Here is a 20205-nt window from a genome sequence, read left to right as displayed (position 1 = left end):
TTATTAAAAAATAATGCGTGGTTAATTAATAAAAATCGCTCACGATAACGGACGCATGTAGGCCAAAAATCTCTTCTCGGCATTTTTGAACACCCACAAAATAATGAATGTCAGCGCCATATAAAATAGGCCGGCTGTTAAGAAAGATTCAAACGGTGCGTAATAACGCGAGTTCACCAAACGGGCGGCGCCAGTCAAATCCAAGATAGTGACAATGCCTGCGACGGCGCTGCCATGCAGCATAAAGATCACTTCATTACTGTATGCAGGTAATGCTCGGCGCAACGCACTCGGCAATATGATACGTCGGTAGGTTTTAGCAGGGCTCATACCATAGGCTTTCGCCGCTTCAATTTCGCCTTTTGGCAAACCGTTGATCGCGCCACGAATAATTTCAGCGGTATAGGCAGAGGTATTAAGCACAAACGCCACTAACGCACAAAACCATGCATGTTCCCACAAGGTATCTTTAACCGGGAAAAACTGATCCATGCCGTAATAAATTAAATAAAGTTGAACCAGTAGTGGTGTGCCACGGAAAAAATAGATAAACGCCCAACTCGGCGCGATGAGCAAGTAGTTGTGACTATTGCGTGCAATCGCCAGCGGAATCGCAACGCTTAAACCAATGATCAGCGCTAACCCCACTAACCAAGTGGTGGTCCATAGTCCTTCAAAGTAGATCGGTAAGCTTTCAATAATGAGTGAAAAATCCATTCCCTACCTCGCGTGAATACTAAACTTGCGCTCAACTAGCTTAAGTAAGCCTGTCGAAACACTGGTAAAAAACAGAAATATCACCGCGACTGCCATATAAAAGGTAAATGGCATCTTGGTTGATCCCGCAGCTAACGCACTTACACGTACCATGTCCTCAAGGCCAATGATAGAAACTAAAGCCGTGGTCTTAAGTAGCACTAACCAGTTGTTACCAAAGCCGGGTAACGCATGGCGCACCATTTGTGGAAACAAAATACGGCGAAACGCCAACGCTGAGCTCATTCCATAGGCTTTGGCTGCTTCAAGTTCGCCTTTATCCACGGCCATAATTGCACCACGGAAGGTCTCAGCCATATAAGCGCCAAAGATAAATCCAATCGTCAAAACGCCAGCCACAAACGGGCTGACATCAATGTAATCTGGTAAGTAGGCCGTCCACTCATGGTTTGGGTCGCTTGAGGTAAACCACTCATTGAGCCATTCGTTGATGGAATACAAACTGTTGTTAAGAAGAATTTGTCCACCAAAGAAGATAAGCATCATCAGTACGAGATCAGGAATGCCGCGAATGATTGTGGTGTAAAGGGTGGCAATAGCGCGGGCGAAACGATAAGGCGCTAATTTGGCTAATGCGCCAAGCATGCCTAATATCATCGCAAGCAACAGTGATAGTAGCGCGACTTGTATGGTAACCAAGGCCCCATTTAAGATTGAGGCTTCATATCCTTGAAGATCCAGCATAGGTAAGTTCCTGTCCCTAAACTTGAAACCGACCGTTGACTACTTCTAGGAACAAGCCAACGGTCGCTGATACCATTCTCAGTGAACAATGACATTATCTATCATTACTCATCATTGAGAACGGTATGTCTAGACGAGAAATTACTCGCCGTATACATCATAGTTGAAGTACTTAGCGGCAATCTCTTGGTAAATACCTTTTTCACGTAGTGAAAGGATCGCTGCATCAAGCTTTTTGGTTAAGTCTTTATCTTGCTTACGAACCGCAATACCGAAGCCTTCGCCAAACCACTGTGGATCGGTTAATGAAGGGCCAACAAACTCGTAGCCATCACCACCTTTAGCATTCAATACACCTTCTTCAAGCGCTGATGCATCGCCCAATACCGCAGCAATACGACCATTGGCGAGATCTAGGTATGCTTCATCAAATGAACCGTAACGAACAATTTCAACATCTTCGTAGTTATCAGTTAGGTACTTATCGTGCGTCGTTGCACGTTGAACACCGATTTTTACTCCAGCAAGGTTATCGAAGTTCAAACCTGCGTCTTTCTTGGCAATAAAGTTGTTTGGAATAAGTGCGTATTTGCCCGTGAAATCGATTTTCTTTTTACGTTCTTCGGTGATCGACATTGCCGCGATAATCGCGTCGTATTTACGAGCCAATAGTGATGGAATAATGCCATCCCAATCTTGCGGTACAATTTTACATTTCACCGCCATCTCGGTACACAATGCGTTGGCCATATCGACATCAAACCCTTTCAATGAGCCATCCGCTTCAGTCCAGCTAAATGGAGGGTAAGCACCTTCAATACCAAAACGAACGGTTTTCCATTCTTTCGCTTGGGCCATACCAGTCAAGGTTGTAGCTGCCAGTGCTGCTACGACTAACCACTTTTTCATTTCCATACTCCTGTGATTGTTTTACTTGTAGATGTTATGTTGCTTTTTATAGTGTTACTTATGTTGTGTTCACTTTCAGTCTTTAGCACCGAATTCGTCACAACCGAACGGTGGTGTGACGGTTGATGTGGCGCCTTCGGTGTTACTCAACGACTAATAAATTGAAGAGATAAACTGTTTGAGACGCTCTGATTCCGGATTAGTAAACAGATTGTCAGGATTGCCCTGCTCTTCCACCAATCCTTGATGCAAGAACATCACGTGATTAGAAACATCACGAGCAAAAGCCATTTCATGTGTCACGACGAGCATGGTGCGGCCTTCTTCGGCGAGATCACGCATAACCCCCAACACTTCACCCACTAACTCGGGATCAAGCGCAGAAGTGGGTTCATCGAACAACATCACTTCAGGATCAACCGCTAACGCACGTGCAATTGCCGCACGTTGTTGCTGACCACCTGAAAGATGGCCGGGATAATAATCTTTACGCTCATAAAGCCCGACTTTCTTTAAGATCAACTCGGCGTTTTCAATCGCTTGTGCTTTAGGCACACCCAATACATGAATGGGTGCTTCAACCACATTTTCAAGAACAGTCATGTGTGACCAAAGATTAAAACCTTGAAACACCATCGCTAAGCGGGAGCGAATACGTTGTACTTGCTTGTCATTAGCTGGAATCGCTTCACCTGCACGATTGTTTTTCATTTCGATCAATTCGCCATTGACCCAAATCTCGCCAGCGGTTGGCGTTTCAAGAAGGTTAATGCAACGTAGGAAAGTACTTTTACCTGATCCGGAAGAGCCGATGATAGAGATAACATCGCCTTTATGAGCTTCTAAAGATATGCCCTTTAATACTTGGTTTTGACCAAAGGTTTTATGCAGATTTTTGATATTAAGCGCTGGTACATCATTCATGCGCTGTCACTCCCTGTACTTAATTTAACCAAACGCATCACGACACGTTTAGTTACATGGGCTCCTCCCACAATGAACTTGAAACTAGCACTAACACCAAAAACATGCAACAAATTATTAACCTAGATAAGTTCGATATTTAATCAATATGAGTGAGTATTAATGCATCACGCAGTGTAATAAACTTATTTCTTTGCATATTAACCATAAATCAATCAAGCCAACCTCCCGCAAAAAGATTAACAATAACGTCCACAATCTCACTTTTTACTCAGCAACCATCGCAACCACGCTACCTAAATAAAACAATTCAGATACGTCTAGTAAAAATTACATTATGAAACCTATTTTCAGCACTGTGATTTCACTTAGTCAAAGTTTAACCATTCTGCGTAGTTTTCTTTCACATTCTTTCATAAAGTGATCTAAATCAATCACTGCTCAGGATTAGCACGTTAAACTCCCGAGAGATAAAAGCCCCAATAGGATCTTTTGTTCGGATCTTCGTCTATTTTAAAGCACATAGACTTCGTGCTACGTAGGCGGTATAAAGATCTCAATGCAGGAAGCTTAACGTTGTTACGCAGTCGCTTAGAACACAATTAAAGACAAGCGACTTTAAAAAACCATTAACTTTTATTATATGAGGAATCTATGTCAGACGCAGTCAATAAGCCGCACTCTGATTCGGATATCGAGAACAAGAGCTACCAAGAGCTGCACCGTCCAGCTTCGGAGTTCGAAACCCGTTCAGATTACCTAGATCACGAACTACAAATTATGAAGCCTCGTCGCTTCGCTCTAAACCTTCCTGGTCGTGATTTCCGTTTCGAATTAGAAGACCTTGTTCCAGCACTAGCTGGTACAATCGGCATCATCGCGATGTACTCAGCGGTAATGATGTCTTGGGCAGAAGGCTTATCAGCCGCTTGGGATCACGTAAATCTTGGTAAAGAATTCGCGATCGAAGTTGCTCGTGTAGAAATGCTTATCCCAGCATTCTTGTTCTGTGTTCTAGCCTCTGGCTTTATTAACCCGAAAGCGAACCTTGCGGGTAACCACGGTCCAATGATCCCACTAATCGGTACGATCGCTCTTGCCGGTGCACACCCTCTTGCGTTAGCAATTTTGATTGGTATCTTTGGCCTGATTCTTAGCTTCCTTAAAGGTGGCTCAAAACTGGTGAACCTTACCTCAGAAGGTACAGCCGGTGGCTTGCTAATCTTCCTAGGTCTAACAGGTACCATGAGCCAAATCACCTCTATTCAAGAGTGGGCGGTTGGTCTGCAATCTAGCACCGTTGAAGCGGGTAGCATGGGTTATGTTGGTCTGATTGTTCTTGCTGTGACGATTGCTCTTTACGCTTTACTTGCAAAAGTGAACAAGCGTTGGTTGGCAATTCCAGTGTGTGCATTTACCGGTCTTATCATTGCTCTAATCCTAGGCGCAGGTTTCGATATTAAATTCGTAACTGAAACTGGTCTTCCTAACCTAAACCCAGTTTACTGGTGGGGTAGCACAGACGAAGGTTGGATGCTTGGTCTACCAAACACGCAACACTTCATCGCATCACTACCGTTTGCTATTCTAGCGGTTGCAATGTGGTCACCAGACTTCCTAGGTCACCGTATCTTCCAAGAACTGAACTACCCACGTAAGACTGAAAAAGTACTGATGGACGTTGATGATACAATGACCATGTGTTCTATCCGTCAGATGGTTGGTACTGCTGTTGGTGGTGGTAACATTACTTCTTCTTGGGGTACATACATGATCCCAGCAGCGATTGCTAAACGCCCTATCCCTGGCGGCGCAATCTTGCTAGGTCTATTGGTTATGATCATCGCAATCCTAGGTTTCCCAATGGATATCGCGGTATGGCCACCAGTAATGCGTGTTGCTCTACTTGTAGGTGTATCTCTACCTCTACTTGAAGCAGGTATGCAGATGGTTAAAGACTCTAAAGATTCACAAGCTGCAGGTATCTGTATCTTTGGTTCTGCAGTTGTTAACCCTGTTCTTGCTTGGGCACTAACTATGCTTCTTGATAACAACGGTCTAATCGGTGATAAAGAGCGTGCTGCTCGTCTATCATTCGTTGATAAGATTGTTATCCCTGTAGGTGTTCTTGTAATCTGTTTGGTTGCAATGCTTGCAGTTGGTATGCTTGAAGGTCAATACGGCATCAAGGCATTCCTATAATTTTTAAGCTATAACTGTGGGGGGCAAACATATATGCCCCCTTTTTTATCAACATTTTTTAGGATTTATTGATTTAGTTTAAGGTTTAAAAATTTTTTTAGTGTAACCTTGAAAATGAACTGGTAAGATTCCACATAAAGAGTAGTGACAATATTTATAGGTTTGTGATCGGTTTCAATACCGAAACGGTACAGGCTATACATATTGTTATTAATTAGAGTGTACTGTTCCCGATTCTCGGGATAGCTGGCTCAACAGCGAAACCAGTACGTGTTTTTTCTACTAAAAAGGTAGGTATGTCATGGCAGAGCAATTTGCTAAAGCTTGGGAAGGTTTTGCTGCAGGTGAGTGGCAAAGCGAAGTAAACGTTCGTGATTTCATCCAAAAGAACTACGCTCCATATGAAGGCGACGAATCTTTCCTAGTTTCTGAAGGTACTGAAGCGACTAACACGCTTTGGGCTAAAGTAATGGAAGGTATCAAAATTGAGAACGCAACTAAAGCGCCTCTTGATTTCGATACTGACGTTATTTCTACCATCACTGCTCACGATGCAGGCTACATCGAAAAAGATCTAGAAACTATCGTTGGTCTACAAACTGAGAAACCACTTAAACGTGCAATCATCCCTAACGGTGGTGTACGTATGGTTGAAGGTTCTTGCAAAGCATACGGTGAAACTCTTGACCCTATGATTTCAAAAATCTACTCAGAGTACCGTAAAACTCACAACGCTGGCGTATTCGATATCTACACTCCAGATATCCTAGCTTGTCGTAAGTCTGGTGTTCTGACTGGTCTTCCAGATGCTTACGGCCGTGGTCGTATCATCGGTGACTACCGTCGTGTTGCACTATACGGTATCGACTTCCTAATGAAGGACAAGCTAGCTCAATTCAAATCTCTTCAAGAGCGTTTTGAGAACGGCGAAGACCTAACGGCTACTATGCAACTTCGTGAAGAAATTGCAGAGCAACACCGCGCTCTAGGTCAAATCAAACAAATGGCTGCTAAGTACGGCTACGATATCTCTGAGCCAGCTCAAACTGCTCAAGAAGCTATCCAGTGGACTTACTTCGGCTACCTAGCTGCTGTTAAATCACAAAACGGTGCTGCAATGTCTCTAGGTCGTACTTCGACTTTCCTAGACATCTTCATCGAGCGTGATATCGCTGCTGGCAAGATCACTGAAGTTGAAGCTCAAGAAATGATCGACCACTTCGTAATGAAGCTACGTATGGTTCGTTTCCTACGTACTCCTGAATACGATGAGTTGTTCTCTGGTGACCCTATCTGGGCTACTGAGTCAATGGGTGGTATGAGCCTTGACGGTCGTACACTAGTTACACGTACTAACTTCCGTTTCCTAAACAGCCTATACACAATGGGTCCTTCTCCAGAGCCAAACATCACTGTACTTTGGTCTGAGCAGCTACCTGATGGCTTCAAACGTTTCTGTGCTAAAGTATCTATCGATACTTCTTCTATCCAGTACGAAAACGATGATCTAATGCGTCCTGACCTACAATCTGACGACTACGCAATTGCATGTTGTGTATCTCCAATGATCGTTGGTAAGCAAATGCAGTTCTTTGGCGCTCGTGCTAACCTTGCTAAAACTATGCTTTACGCAATCAACGGCGGCGTTGATGAGAAGCTGAAAATGCAAGTTGGTCCAAAAGAAGCTCCAATGACTGACGCTGTTCTTGATTACGATAGAGTAATGGATCGTCTAGATCACTTCATGGATTGGCTAGCTAAGCAATACGTGACTGCACTAAACAGCATCCACTACATGCACGACAAATACAGCTACGAAGCGTCTCTAATGGCTCTTCATGACCGTGACGTTCGTCGTACTATGGCATGTGGTATCGCAGGTCTATCTGTTGCAGCTGACTCACTATCTGCAATCAAATTCGCAACTGTTAAACCAGTTCGTGACGAAGATGGCATTGCAATCGACTTCGAAATCGAAGGCGATTACCCTAAATTCGGTAACAACGATTCACGCGTAGATGACATCGCATGTGAACTAGTTTCTACGTTTATGGGCAAAATCCGTAAACTTAAGATGTACCGTGATGCAATCCCAACTCAGTCTATCCTTACTATCACTTCAAACGTTGTGTACGGTAAGAAAACTGGTAACACTCCAGACGGTCGTCGTGCTGGCGCTCCTTTCGCTCCTGGTGCAAACCCAATGCACGGTCGTGATGAGAAAGGTGCTGTAGCATCACTAACTTCTGTAGGTAAACTACCGTTTGCTGACGCTCAAGATGGTATCTCTTACACATTCTCTATCGTGCCAAACGCACTAGGTAAAGAAGAAGATAGCCAACGTTCTAACCTTGCAGGCCTAATGGATGGTTACTTCCACCACGAAGCTGGCATCGAAGGTGGTCAACACCTAAACGTGAACGTTCTTAACCGTGAAACTCTAGAAGACGCAGTTAAGCACCCTGAGAAATACCCTCAGCTAACAATCCGTGTATCTGGTTACGCTGTACGCTTTAACTCTCTAACTGCAGAGCAACAAGCTGACGTAATCGCACGTACTTTCACTGAGTCTCTATAATTCTCGGTTGAATGATTGATGAAGCCCCGCTTTTTAGCGGGGCTTTTTTTTGCCTGCATTTCAATCTGCACTCGTGTGTTTATTACCTATTTCAATACGCAATACCACCACATTTAGCCACTGAATAACTCTGCAAATTAGATCGGATTAAGCGCACAACCTTGACGCTTAATCGCTCCCTATCACCGGGCTTGTAGTAACATAATCTCCTATCTTTATGAGAGCTCTACTCTCGTTGTTTGTGCATGGAAGTTGTCTTATGAAAAGAGTCCACATTGTGTCGATGAGCATCGTGACATTGATGTTGTTAACCTCGTCGATTAGCTATGCTTCCGAAAGATCTACCCTCTCGTTTTCTATTGATAACGATGGTGTCTTCGGTGTCGATCAAGACTACACCAACGGGCTTTTTCTCTCCTACACGTCATCGGCCATCCAACCTAACAACCTTTTAAAACCGCTCAGCTTATCGTTTTGGGGAGCCTCATCTTTAGATAAATATGAGATTACTCTTGGCCACAAAATGTACACCCCTACCGATATTGAAGCCACAGAACCTCTCGCCGATAACCGCCCTTATGCTGGATTTCTCCATGCCGAGTTAAACTACATCAGCTTGCACCCTCAGCAAGCCCAACGCTTTAATTTCACCTTGGGTACCACAGGGGAAAACTCTCTTGCAGACAAGGCTCAAGACATTGTCCATGGCATTACCGGCTCCGATGATCCGCAAGGTTGGCACTACCAAGTTGGTGATCAAATGGTCGCTAACCTCGGCTATCTCAGTCACTTTAACTGGTATCGCGAACGCATTAGTAGCAATACCGAATTTGAAATTGCCAATGTATCAGAGCTTAATGTGGGTAATTTCCGTAGTGATGTCTCAACTGGCATCATGTTTCGTTGGGGAACGGATTTAGCAGGCAATATGGGAGCGGCCAATATTGATAGCGAAAATCCATTTCGAGCCGGGATGATAGGGGCCTCCAATGGTGGTTGGTTTGTTTACGGTGGCATCGAAGCGCGTTACCGGTTTAACGATATCACCATTGAAGGTGATCGCCCTGGCTTACCAGACCCCGACTTATATGAGGTTTCACTCGCACACAACCAAGCAACAGCTATTGTTGGCGTCGCATGGTACAACGCCTCTTATGGCCTCAGTTTAGCCACCACCATCAAAACCGCCGACTACAAAGACGCTCCTGACGATATCTATGGTACCGGCAGTCTATCGCTGTTCACTTTCTTCTAAACGTCATCCCGATAAACCAATTGAAGTCCACCCTGTTCAATTGGTTTAAAGGTGCTTTTCTATACCTATTACGCACACACTTTTATTCTGCTATTCGAATGTCAGTATCTACGCCATTTATTTGCCCTCACCGACCGCTAACCCCTATTTAAAAAGGTGTTTTTGTAATAAAATAACAGGCAAATAATTTATAAGAGATGAGCTCATGTCTACAACTGGTCGTATTCATTCTTTTGAATCATGTGGCACTGTCGATGGTCCTGGAATTCGCTTTATTGTCTTCCTTCAAGGCTGTTTAATGCGTTGTATGTATTGTCATAACCGTGATACGTGGGATACCCATGACGGTAAAGAAGTGACCGTTGAAGAGATCATCAACGAAGCAAAAAGCTATCGTCACTTCATGAAAGCATCTGGCGGTGGTATTACTTGTTCAGGCGGTGAAGCGATGCTGCAGCCAGAATTTGTCCGTGACTTTTTCCGCGCGGCTCAAGCAGAAGGCATCCACACTTGTCTTGACACCAATGGCTACATTCGCAAACACACCGATGTGGTTGACGAAGTTCTTGAAGCGACCGATCTGGTGATGCTTGACCTTAAGCACATGAAAGATGAAATCCACCAAGAATTTATTGGCGTTTCCAACCGTCGTGTATTGGATTTTGCTCGCTACTTACAAAAAATTGGTCAAAAAACGTGGATCCGTTACGTGGTGGTTCCAGGTTACACCGATGAAGATGAAGCGGCTCACATGCTTGGTGAGTTCATCAAAGATATGGATAACGTAGAGAAAATTGAACTGTTGCCTTATCACAAACTTGGTGCTCATAAATGGGAAGCACTTGGCTTTGACTATCCACTTGACGGCGTACAACCGCCATCAAAAGAGACGATGGAAAACATTCAATCCATCCTCAGCCAATACCACTCAAATGTGAAATACTAATCTATTTCAAGTCGATTTAAAAAGGGCGCTACCCAATGGGAGCGCCCTTTTTGTTACACAACAAAAGCCTTATCTATGGCTTAATCACCACATCTTGATAGCTGAATGAGCCGCTATCCAGTGCCTGTTTGGTTTCTGCTTTGGCATCAAAGTTAAGCGTATTCAAATCCACTCGACGAATGGTGCTATCGTGCATGGTTTTGTAGAACAGGAAGCCGTTACTTTGATCGATAACCGATGTCCATTGTGTGGCACTCGGCAAGTCGGGAATATGTGATTTGTCATTAAACTCACTGCCCAATGGAATATCAAAATTGTTCAGGATATGGAACGCCTGTGATACCGCTTGCTCGCCATTTTTTAACTCCGGAGCTGAGTTAACATAAAACGCTGCACGCACAAAGCGAGACGGAGGCGAGATGTCACCTGGTAAGCCGACAAACGCTGAACCGACCCCAAACGATTGTGCATCAACGCCGTTAAACTTTTGATTTGGACTAGAGCCGGGATGTAAATTAATGTAGTTGTTTAAGTTGGTGACATGCCATGAATAATCTGGCGAGTTAGTCAGCACTTGAGCGGTATTTTTGTGAATATTGATTTTACCGTGATCCATTATTTCAATCACAATACTGTTGCCTTGCTTATCCGACACACGCCAGTGCGCCGTTGGTGACGGATTACCTTGCTGATCAAAATAGACGGTCACAATCTTAATTTTACTCAGCGCAGCTTCAACCTGCTCGACCGTTTCAAACTGGCTCAGCATCCAACGCACAAAGTCCATGTCGGTGATATTGTTGCTGGTGTCTTGCGGGTCATAAGTTGCTAACGAACCGTAATTGCGGAAATAGAACAATCCCGCGCTCAAGCCCTTTTCATTCACTCCTTCCGCGATAAATTTGTCATCACTAACAGAAATACCTGCAAAACCGTACTTACTCTGCCAACTCAACCCTTGTTTTTGATCTGGCATGGTTGAGGTATAGCGATAATCGCGCGGAGAAACGATCAGCTTACTGTTGAGATCACTGTGTCCCCACTCAATCGTACGCGCTTGAATGTAATCATCATTGGTTGTGGAAAGAGAAATGCCCGTGCAGGCATTGGCAGCATAACTAAAACAAGATGCGCAAATTAACGCTAGTATCGATTTTTTCATAATTCAATCACACTCGATGTTATCGATTTAAACTCTGCTCGATGGCAGCTTAAGTTGTCTGTTTAAAACTACACCTATCCAGCCAAATAAACAAAGCTATCCGCCACATTTCATAAGCCTCCCCCCCTATTTCTCGCCTAATTTCGATCTTGATGATACATAAGATTAAATACCGATATATTGAGATAAAAAGTTTTCATTTTTGCTCACAAACCTGTGTTGAGATCATGTTTCATCTCACAACAAAAGGCTAACCTAAGCACAATAAAGATGTATTAGAACTATGAGGCCATCCAATGGAAATGACAAACGCTCAACGTTTGATCCTATCTAACCAGTACTACTTAATGTCGCAAATGGATCCAACAAATGCGGCTAAATACAAACGCTTACAAACGATTGTCGAACGCGGCTACGTAATGCAAATGCGTGAGTTAAATAAAGATTTTGGCTGTATTGAAGAAGATGAATGTCGTGAAATTACTGACATCATGGAAATGTATCATGCGATGCAAGAATCCAACAACATGCTAGAAGAGCACGAACGCAAAGAAGTCGATCAGCGCCGCTTACAGTTCCTTGGCTTTGACTGTGGTACTGAGTGCAAATTAGTACACTACGTCCGTTTCCTAGTGGAATCTGAAGGTCTTTACCCGCAGTTTGAAAAAGGTGAGCACCACTTCAACGCACAGATGCCAATGCTGGAAAAATATCGCCGCATGCTCGCGACATGGCGCAAGTGTCCGCGTCAATACCACTTGTGCGCCAACGAATTAAAGCAAATTTTTAACGCTTAATAATATTACGCTTATCTTAGGGTTGCACTTGCAACCCTTTTTTATACGCATCTATCTTCTAGACTAAAATACGTAAGCAATACCGATATTACCCGTGGTGTTAACACCCGATTCAATCAATGGGCTTTTTTCTATCTCACCTTCTAAATTGGTATAACGAATACCACCGGTGACGCGAATGTTCGGTGTTAGGTGCATGAAGGCCGATGCACCAATGAAATACTGACCATCCCAGCTAGGATCAAAGTGGTCAATCCCGGCACGAGCCGCTTCACTCTTACTCACCCCGTATAAATGCTCATTGATCTTGTCGCTGTTGTAGGCATAACCAATACCCGGCGTGATAGCCCAACCTCGCCCTCTAATGGGTAAGCGCCACGCCGCTTCAGCATATAAGCCGTTGTGCTTACCGCCAATATCACTGCCTGCCGTTGCTTCAAACATACCCACCATGGTAATCAACTGATAGCTTACGCCGCCTAATATGGTGCTTTTACGTTCGTTCATTTGTTGTACAACAGCGTTATCCGAATCTTGTGGCTTGAGCGTTCGAGGATCATAAACAGCGCGAAAAACGATATTGTGTGTAGAACCAATTGGATTCAAACGGTAACCAGCACTGAAGCCACGCATAAAGAAATGCTCACCTTCATAGCCAATCACAGGAATCACCGCCTTATTGGCCGGCGTATCTTTATACACCGCTGGAGAATAAGAAGCCGCGACACCTAGCGACCATTGTGAAATGTTTGCTAGCACAAGTGTCGGAGACATTGCGTAACATGCAAGCATCGTGACCAATAATTGTTTTTTCACGGTATACCCTAATCTCTGTTCAAAATTCATTCACCAGCACTATACAGAATGACATTCTATAATTCAAATCATCCCCCATGCAGATCAATGTGTTGCGATCAGCTACATTTCGCAAGGTGGCTCGTTTGATTGCTCAGCGCTTTATTCATCACGTCACATACTCAATATCAGTCACTTATTTCTTCCATTCGTCACTTCATTAATCGCAAATAAATCCATATTTTTTAAGCAATATTAGAAATCCACACTAGGCTTAATTAATGAGGGATTAGTTATTTATTAGCGAGTTGTATGTCAGTTAGACAGGTTCAGAGGGGAAATCATTATGAGCATTTTCGACCATTTCCAAGCGCGCTATGAAGCGTCTAAGGATGAGGAGCTATCTTTACAAGATTTCTTAGCATTGTGTAAAGATGACAAAAGCGCATACGCAAACGCGGCCGAACGTTTACTCATGGCCATAGGTGAACCAGAAGTCATCGACACGGCTCAAGATCCTCACCTAAGTCGGATCTTTTCAAACCGCGTCATTTCGCGCTATGAAACATTCAAAGACTTTTATGGCATGGAGGATGCGATTGAACAAATCGTCTCTTATCTAAAACATGCAGCTCAAGGATTGGAAGAGCGCAAACAAATTCTCTACCTACTTGGTCCTGTGGGTGGTGGTAAATCATCTTTAGCTGAAAAACTAAAAGCATTAATGCAGCAAGTACCTGTTTATATACTCTCTGCTGATGGCGAACGCAGCCCGGTGAATGACCACCCGTTTTGTTTGTTCGATGTCGCAGAAGATGGCGAATTGCTCAAACAAGAATACGGCATAGAAAAGCGCTACTTGCGATCAATCATGTCACCTTGGGCAGCCAAACGCCTACATGACTTTGGTGGTGATATTACCAAGTTCAAAGTCGTTAAAGTTCGACCGTCGATTCTTGATCAGTTAGCGATTGCTAAAACCGAGCCGGGTGACGAAAATAACCAAGATATTTCATCACTTGTGGGTAAAGTCGATATCCGCATGCTAGAGCATTTCTCACAAGACGATCCAGACGCCTACAGCTACTCCGGTGCTTTATGTAAAGCAAACCAAGGTGTCATGGAATTCGTTGAGATGTTTAAAGCACCGCTCAAAGTTTTACACCCGCTATTAACTGCAACGCAAGAAGGTAACTACAACGGTACAGAGGGACTTTCAGCATTGCCATTTGATGGCATGATCCTCGCTCACTCGAACGAGTCGGAATGGCAAACCTTCCGTAACAACAAAAACAACGAAGCATTCCTAGACCGTGTTTATATTGTTAAGGTGCCTTACTGCTTGCGTGTTTCTGAAGAAGTTAAGATTTACCAGAAACTACTCGACCACTCAGAGCTCTCTAATGCGCCCTGCTCACCAAGTACGCTTGAGCTGCTATCGCAATTTAGTATTCTGTCGCGTCTGAAAGAGCCTGAAAACTCGTCGGTTTTCTCAAAAATGCGTGTTTACGATGGTGAAACACTGAAAGATACCGATCCAAAAGCGAAGAGCTATCAGGAATACCGTGATTACGCTGGTGTCGATGAAGGTATGTCAGGGCTTTCTACCCGTTTTGCCTTCAAAATCCTTTCACGTGTGTTTAACTTTGATCAAACCGAAGTGGCAGCGAACCCAGTGCATCTGTTCTACGTTATCGAACAACAAATCGAACGCGAGCAATTCCCACAAGATGTCTCTGAAAAGTACCTAGAATTTCTGAAAGGTTACCTCGTGCCTCGTTATGTCGAATTCATTGGTAAAGAGATTCAAACTGCTTACTTAGAGTCCTACTCTGAATACGGACAAAATATCTTTGACCGTTATGTTACCTATGCCGACTTCTGGATTCAGGACCAAGAGTACCGTGATCCTGAAACTGGCCAACTGTTTGACCGCTCAGCCTTGAACAATGAGCTAGAGAAAATTGAGAAAACCGCTGGCATCAGTAATCCGAAAGATTTCCGTAATGAGATCGTCAATTTCGTTTTACGCGCTCGTGCCAACAACAACGGCTCTAATCCGGTATGGACCAGCTACGAGAAACTTCGTACCGTTATTGAGAAGAAAATGTTCTCGAATACCGAAGAGTTGCTGCCAGTTATCTCATTCAACAGTAAAACCTCTTCTGAAGATCAGAAGAAACATGACGATTTCGTCGCTCGTATGATGGAGAAAGGCTATACCGAGAAACAGGTACGCCTGCTATCTGAATGGTATCTACGCGTTCGTAAGTCCTCATAAGGACGATAACCCGCATTGGCGCTATGTCTCCAATGCGGGCCGTCAATGATTACCATCAACGATGGACGAATAGCATGGTAAATAAGGGGTGAGTCATGGCGCAATTTATCGATAGACGACTGAACGGAAAGAATAAAAGTGCTGTAAATAGACAGCGTTTTATTCGTCGTCATAAAGAGAAAATCAAGGAATCGGTAGCGGATGCCGTCAATCGTCGTTCTATCACCAATACCGAAACAGGCGAAGACGTTGCGATTCCGCATAAAGACATCAATGAGCCTATTTTCCATCAAGGTCAAGGCGGCTTAAAAGAACGTGTGCATCCCGGTAACGACCAATTTATTAAGGGTGATAAGATTGAACGCCCGAAAGGCGGTGGTCAAGGTGGCGGTGCGGGTGAAGGTGAAGCAAGCCCAGATGGCGAAGGGCAAGACGAATTTGTGTTTCAAATCTCTAAAGATGAATATCTGGATATTCTCTTCGAAGACCTCGCTCTACCCAATTTAGAAAAAACACAAGTCAACAAAATCACCGAGTGGAAAACCCATCGTGCGGGTTATCAAACCGCTGGGGTGCCAGCTAATATCGCGATCGTCAAATCACTGCAACAATCTTTAGCACGTCGAACCGCAATGACTGCGGGTAAACGCCGTATGATGCATGAACTCGAAGAAGAGTTAAACCGAATCCAAAACCAAGAGCCTGCGCAACTGATTGAAGAGCGCCGCTTGAAAGAAGAGATCCAAGCGCTACGAAAAAAAATCGACAGCGTTCCGTTTATTGATACGTTCGATTTACGCTTTAAAAACTACGAACGCCGCCCTATCCCATCCAGCCAAGCGGTGATGTTCTGCATCATGGACGTTTCAGGTTCAATGGATCAAGCGACTAAAGATATCGCTAAACGCTTCTACGTATTGCTTTACCTATTTCTTACCCGTACGTATGAAAACGTCGAGGTGGTCTTTATTCGTCACCACACACAAGCGAAAGAAGTCGACGAACATGAGTTTTTCTACTCACAAGAAACGGGGGGCACCATCGTATCCAGCGCCCTGCGCCTCATGAACGAAATCGTCGCGGATCGATTCCCTGTCGGACAGTGGAATATCTACGCAGCACAGGCTTCTGATGGGGATAACTGGGCGGATGATTCACCTCGCTGCCGAGAATTGATGCAAGAGTCACTGTTACCGCAGTGCCAGTATTTCTCTTACATCGAAATCACCCGTCGCTCTCATCAAACCTTGTGGCACGAATATGAAAAACTCGAGAGTGCATTTGGTAACTTTGCCATGAAAAACATCCGCAGTGTTGACGATATATTCCCTGTGTTTAGGGAACTATTCAGCAAAGAAAACGCTTAGGGAGGCAATATGACAACAAAGACAAAGCAGCCGACTAACAGCAAGTTACTTCCCGACGGTCCCGATTGGACCTTTAACCTACTTGAACGCTATCACGTTGAAATCAAACGTGTCGCTGAACACTACCGCCTCGATACTTACCCCAATCAAATTGAGGTGATTACCTCCGAACAAATGATGGATGCTTATTCAAGTATTGGCATGCCGATTAACTATAATCACTGGTCATTTGGTAAAAAATTCATTCAAACTGAACAAGGTTATAAGCATGGCCAAATGGGCTTAGCTTACGAGATTGTTATTAATTCTAACCCGTGTATCGCTTATTTAATGGAAGAGAACACGGTCACCATGCAAGCTTTGGTGATGGCACACGCCTGCTACGGGCACAACTCCTTTTTTAAAGGCAATTACCTATTCCAAACTTGGACTGACGCCGGTTCGATTATTGATTATTTGTTGTTTGCTAAAAAATACATTGCTGAATGCGAGGAAAAGTATGGCGTCAATGAAGTGGAAGATTTACTCGACTCCTGCCATGCCCTGATGAACTACGGCGTTGACCGTTATAAACGCCCCGAGAAAATCTCGATTGCCGAAGAGAAGCTACGCCAAGACGAACGTGAAGCTTACTTACAATCTCAGGTCAATGACTTGTGGCGCACTGTACCGAAATCAGCTGAAAAAGAAGAAGATGCCAAGGTACGCTTCCCTTCTGAACCACAAGAAAACATTCTCTATTTTATCGAGAAACACGCACCGCTACTGGAATCATGGCAGCGTGAGATTGTCCGTATCGTGCGCAAAGTAAGCCAGTATTTCTATCCACAAAAGCAAACACAGGTAATGAACGAAGGTTGGGCTACGTTCTGGCACTACACCATTTTGAACCACCTGTATGATGAAGGAGTGGTTTCTGAACGCTTCATTCTAGAGTTTTTACACAGTCACACCGCGGTCGTCGCTCAACCCGCTTACAACAGTCCTTACTTTAGTGGCATCAACCCTTATGCGCTTGGTTTTGCTATGTTCCGCGACATTCGCCGAATTTGTGAAGAACCTACAGATGAAGACCGTGAGTGGTTCCCGAATCTTGCCGGTACCGATTGGCTAGAGGCCGCCCATTTTGCGATGAAGAACTTTAAAGATGAAAGCTTTATTAGCCAATATCTGTCACCAAAGTTAATCCGCGACTTTAAGCTATTTTCAATCGTCGATGATGACCGTAAGAACTATGTTGAGATTAGCCATATTCATGATGACATGGGCTATCGGGCGATACGCGAGAAGTTAGCTGCGCAATACAATCTCAGCAACCTTGAACCGAATATTCAGGTGTTCAATATCGATGTGCGTGGCGATCGCTCAATGACATTGCAGTATGTACCTCATGACCGTATCCCACTGCATGAGAGCTCGTCTGAAGTGTTAAAACATCTCTATCGACTATGGGGCTTTGATATTATTCTTGAGGAGCTCAAAGACACAGGCCGCAGAGAAATCATCGGCTCTTGCCCACAGCGCAATAGTTATGATTCTGGTATTTAGCATCAAATAACAAGCAACAAAAAGGGGCTCTGAGAGCCCCTTTTTCTATGCGGTGATCTTATTATCGGTTAGCGATAATATCGCGCACCGCTTGAAGATCTTCTGGTGTATCAACCCCTGCTGCCGGTGCTTCTTTCGCAACGGCAACATGAATTTTTTCACCGTACCACAGCACTCGCAACTGCTCTAAGCACTCGATTTTCTCAAGTACACTAGGCTGCCAGTTAATGTAGGTATTGATAAAGCCTGCGCGATAAGCATAGATACCGATATGGCGCAGTAATGGCTGAGCAATGGTATTGTTGTTAGCAAAATTGTCGCGATCCCAAGGAATCGTCGCGCGACTGAAATACATCGCGTAACCATCTTTGTCAGTCAGTACTTTAACCGCGTTCGGGTTAAAGACTTCCGCTTCATCGCTAATTTCTACCGCCAAAGTCGACATCGGTGCTTGGCTATTAGCCAAGTTGTCTGCCACTTGAGTGATGATTGATGGCGGGATCAGTGGTTCATCACCTTGAACGTTAACGATGATGTGGTCATCGGCAATGCCCATCAGCTTAACCACTTCTGCCAAACGTTCAGTACCCGACTCATGATTCGGTGACGTCATGCACACTTGCGCACCAAATGCTTTGGCAGCTTGTTCGACACGCTCATCGTCAGTCGCGATGATCACTTGATCGGCGCCCGCTTGCACCGCTTGCTCATATACCCATTGCACCATCGGCTTACCACCGATATCAGCAAGAGGCTTACCCGGCAAGCGCGTCGATTGATAACGAGCTGGAATAACAACCGTAAATGACATTATCTGCCCTCATCCATACTCATCGAGCGTGCTTCAGGCTCGAGTAGCATTGGAATGCCTTCTTTAATTGGGTAAGCAAGGCGATCCGCTTTACAAATCAACTCTTGTTTATCTTTATCGTAAGTCAGTTTGCTTTTGCACACAGGGCACGCAACGATTTCAAGCAGACGGTGATCCATAATGTTCCTTTATTTGGTTAATTCGTTCTAAGATGCGCATTTCATCATCATGAGAGAAAGTCGCAGATACGGGTAAATACCACCAGTTTTCTTGCGCTTCTTTCGCACATTTGACGGCATCTTTTTCAGTCATAATCAGATGTGTACCGCGAGCGGCTAACTCGTTCAATTGCGCAATCGCAAAATCTTGGTGATCGGCAAAGCCTTGGCAGTGAACTAAATCCGCCCCCAATTGCTCCAGTGTATTGAAGAATCGCGGAGGATGACCAATCCCCGCCATCGCAACCAGCCCCTTGAGTTGGCTTACTGGAATTTGCTCACGAGTTTTCATATTTACGGCTAAGCTAGGTGTTAGCGTCATCGCAGCTTCGCCTTGCTGCGCTTGTCCACCGTTAGTCACAATAAAATCGACCTCGCCTAAGCGCTCCACACTTTCGCGCAAAGGACCTAAAGGCAATAGCTGTTGATTACCAAAACGGCGTTTACCATCCACGACTGCAAATTCAATATCACGCTCTAAAGCATAATGTTGTAATCCATCATCGGTGATAATAATGTCCACACCCAGTGGCAATAATGCTTTAACGGCATCTGCGCGCACTGGATCAACCGCAACAGCGGCTTGAGTGCGCTTAAAAATCAGTTTCGGTTCATCGCCACAATGAGCGGTGGAAGTCTCCGCGTTAACCACTAACGGGTAACTGGGCGCTTTTGCGCCATAGCCACGTGAAACAACGCCCGGTGTATAACCTAGCGCTTGCAGCTTTTCCACCAGCCAAATCACCATTGGTGTTTTGCCGTTACCACCTGCGGTAATGTTACCAACTATAATAATCGGCACCGGAGCACGATAAGCACTCTTTTTACCCGATTGATAGTCTTGACGGCGAGAGCGACTAATCCAACCGAATAGCTTACTGAGTGGCCATAATAGCGGCCACAGCAGATACTTAATTGGATGATTCTCAAACCAAAGCTTTTCAATCACAG

The 20205-nt window shown here is 44.5% G+C and carries 17 protein-coding genes; 8 read left to right on the top strand and 9 right to left on the bottom strand.

The annotated features are described in order from the left end of the window. Window positions 1-39: 39 nt before the first annotated feature. The 4 genes from RH88_RS07815 to RH88_RS07800 all read right to left on the bottom strand — a co-directional run bounded on the left by RH88_RS07815 (window position 40) and on the right by RH88_RS07800 (window position 3294). Window positions 40-717, bottom strand: a complete 678-nt coding sequence (locus RH88_RS07815; RefSeq protein ID WP_005594756.1) for an ABC transporter permease — start codon at window positions 715-717, stop codon at window positions 40-42. Between the two features lie 3 nt (window positions 718-720). Next, window positions 721-1461: an ABC transporter permease gene (locus RH88_RS07810; RefSeq protein ID WP_005594755.1), complete on the bottom strand. Its 741-nt coding sequence runs from the start codon at window positions 1459-1461 to the stop codon at window positions 721-723. A gap of 141 nt (window positions 1462-1602) precedes the next feature. Continuing rightward, window positions 1603-2370, bottom strand: coding sequence for an ABC transporter substrate-binding protein (locus tag RH88_RS07805; RefSeq protein ID WP_005594754.1), 768 nt, complete (start codon window positions 2368-2370; stop codon window positions 1603-1605). A 153-nt stretch (window positions 2371-2523) separates the two neighbouring features. Continuing rightward, window positions 2524-3294, bottom strand: coding sequence for an ABC transporter ATP-binding protein (locus RH88_RS07800; RefSeq protein ID WP_005594753.1), 771 nt, complete (start codon window positions 3292-3294; stop codon window positions 2524-2526). A 654-nt stretch (window positions 3295-3948) separates the two neighbouring features. Between RH88_RS07800 and RH88_RS07795 the strand changes: the two genes are divergently transcribed. The 4 genes from RH88_RS07795 (at window position 3949) to pflA (ending at window position 10275) form a co-directional block, all read left to right on the top strand. After that, window positions 3949-5496, top strand: coding sequence for a DUF3360 family protein (locus tag RH88_RS07795; RefSeq protein WP_005594752.1), 1548 nt, complete (start codon window positions 3949-3951; stop codon window positions 5494-5496). Between the two features lie 301 nt (window positions 5497-5797). Next, window positions 5798-8074: a formate C-acetyltransferase gene (gene pflB / locus RH88_RS07790; RefSeq protein WP_005594751.1), complete on the top strand. Its 2277-nt coding sequence runs from the start codon at window positions 5798-5800 to the stop codon at window positions 8072-8074. Between the two features lie 259 nt (window positions 8075-8333). After that, window positions 8334-9329, top strand: a complete 996-nt coding sequence (locus RH88_RS07785; RefSeq protein WP_005594750.1) for a lipid A deacylase LpxR family protein — start codon at window positions 8334-8336, stop codon at window positions 9327-9329. Window positions 9330-9534: 205 nt separating this feature from the next. After that, window positions 9535-10275 carry a pyruvate formate lyase 1-activating protein gene (gene pflA / locus RH88_RS07780; RefSeq protein WP_005594749.1) on the top strand — a complete coding sequence of 247 codons (741 nt, stop codon included), beginning with the start codon at window positions 9535-9537 and terminating at the stop codon, window positions 10273-10275. A gap of 73 nt (window positions 10276-10348) precedes the next feature. Here pflA and RH88_RS07775 read toward each other — a convergent pair whose 3' ends face one another. After that, complete coding sequence (locus RH88_RS07775) at window positions 10349-11437, bottom strand: linear amide C-N hydrolase (protein WP_005594748.1); 1089 nt, start codon at window positions 11435-11437, stop codon at window positions 10349-10351. A 296-nt stretch (window positions 11438-11733) separates the two neighbouring features. On the opposite strand from RH88_RS07775, the gene RH88_RS07770 reads away from it, so the two are divergent. Then, entirely contained in the window at window positions 11734-12234 is a 501-nt protein-coding gene (locus RH88_RS07770; RefSeq protein ID WP_005594746.1) for a YfbU family protein, read from the top strand. A 63-nt stretch (window positions 12235-12297) separates the two neighbouring features. Here RH88_RS07770 and RH88_RS07765 read toward each other — a convergent pair whose 3' ends face one another. After that, on the bottom strand, window positions 12298-13026 hold the full coding sequence (locus tag RH88_RS07765) for a MipA/OmpV family protein (protein WP_040757887.1): 729 nt from the start codon (window positions 13024-13026) through the stop codon (window positions 12298-12300). 349 nt (window positions 13027-13375) lie between these two features. Here RH88_RS07765 and RH88_RS07760 point away from each other — a divergent pair, with 349 nt between their 5' ends. The 3 genes from RH88_RS07760 (at window position 13376) to RH88_RS07750 (ending at window position 18225) form a co-directional block, all read left to right on the top strand. Further along, window positions 13376-15310, top strand: a complete 1935-nt coding sequence (locus tag RH88_RS07760; RefSeq protein ID WP_005594744.1) for a PrkA family serine protein kinase — start codon at window positions 13376-13378, stop codon at window positions 15308-15310. Window positions 15311-15405: 95 nt separating this feature from the next. Next, window positions 15406-16677 (top strand): YeaH/YhbH family protein, encoded by a 1272-nt coding sequence (locus RH88_RS07755; RefSeq protein ID WP_005594743.1) that lies wholly within the window; start codon window positions 15406-15408, stop codon window positions 16675-16677. Between the two features lie 9 nt (window positions 16678-16686). Further along, window positions 16687-18225 carry a SpoVR family protein gene (locus tag RH88_RS07750; RefSeq protein ID WP_005594742.1) on the top strand — a complete coding sequence of 513 codons (1539 nt, stop codon included), beginning with the start codon at window positions 16687-16689 and terminating at the stop codon, window positions 18223-18225. Between the two features lie 61 nt (window positions 18226-18286). Here RH88_RS07750 and kdsB read toward each other — a convergent pair whose 3' ends face one another. Genes kdsB through lpxK form a run of 3 tightly spaced genes read right to left on the bottom strand, consistent with a single transcriptional unit; the run spans window position 18287 to window position 20203 of the window. Then, complete coding sequence (gene kdsB, locus RH88_RS07745) at window positions 18287-19036, bottom strand: 3-deoxy-manno-octulosonate cytidylyltransferase (RefSeq protein ID WP_005594741.1); 750 nt, start codon at window positions 19034-19036, stop codon at window positions 18287-18289. After that, window positions 19036-19215: a Trm112 family protein gene (locus RH88_RS07740; RefSeq protein ID WP_005594740.1), complete on the bottom strand. Its 180-nt coding sequence runs from the start codon at window positions 19213-19215 to the stop codon at window positions 19036-19038. The genes kdsB and RH88_RS07740 overlap by 1 nt, the downstream gene beginning before the upstream one ends. After that, window positions 19196-20203, bottom strand: a complete 1008-nt coding sequence (lpxK, locus tag RH88_RS07735; RefSeq protein WP_005594738.1) for a tetraacyldisaccharide 4'-kinase — start codon at window positions 20201-20203, stop codon at window positions 19196-19198. The genes RH88_RS07740 and lpxK overlap by 20 nt, the downstream gene beginning before the upstream one ends. Window positions 20204-20205 lie beyond the last annotated feature (2 nt).

The sequence above is a fragment of the Vibrio scophthalmi LMG 19158 genome, assembly GCF_000222585.1.
Taxonomy (GTDB): Bacteria; Pseudomonadota; Gammaproteobacteria; order Enterobacterales; family Vibrionaceae; genus Vibrio; species Vibrio scophthalmi.
The sequence above is the reverse complement of the archived record's forward strand: the minus strand, read 5'-3'. Positions and strand labels throughout refer to the sequence as shown.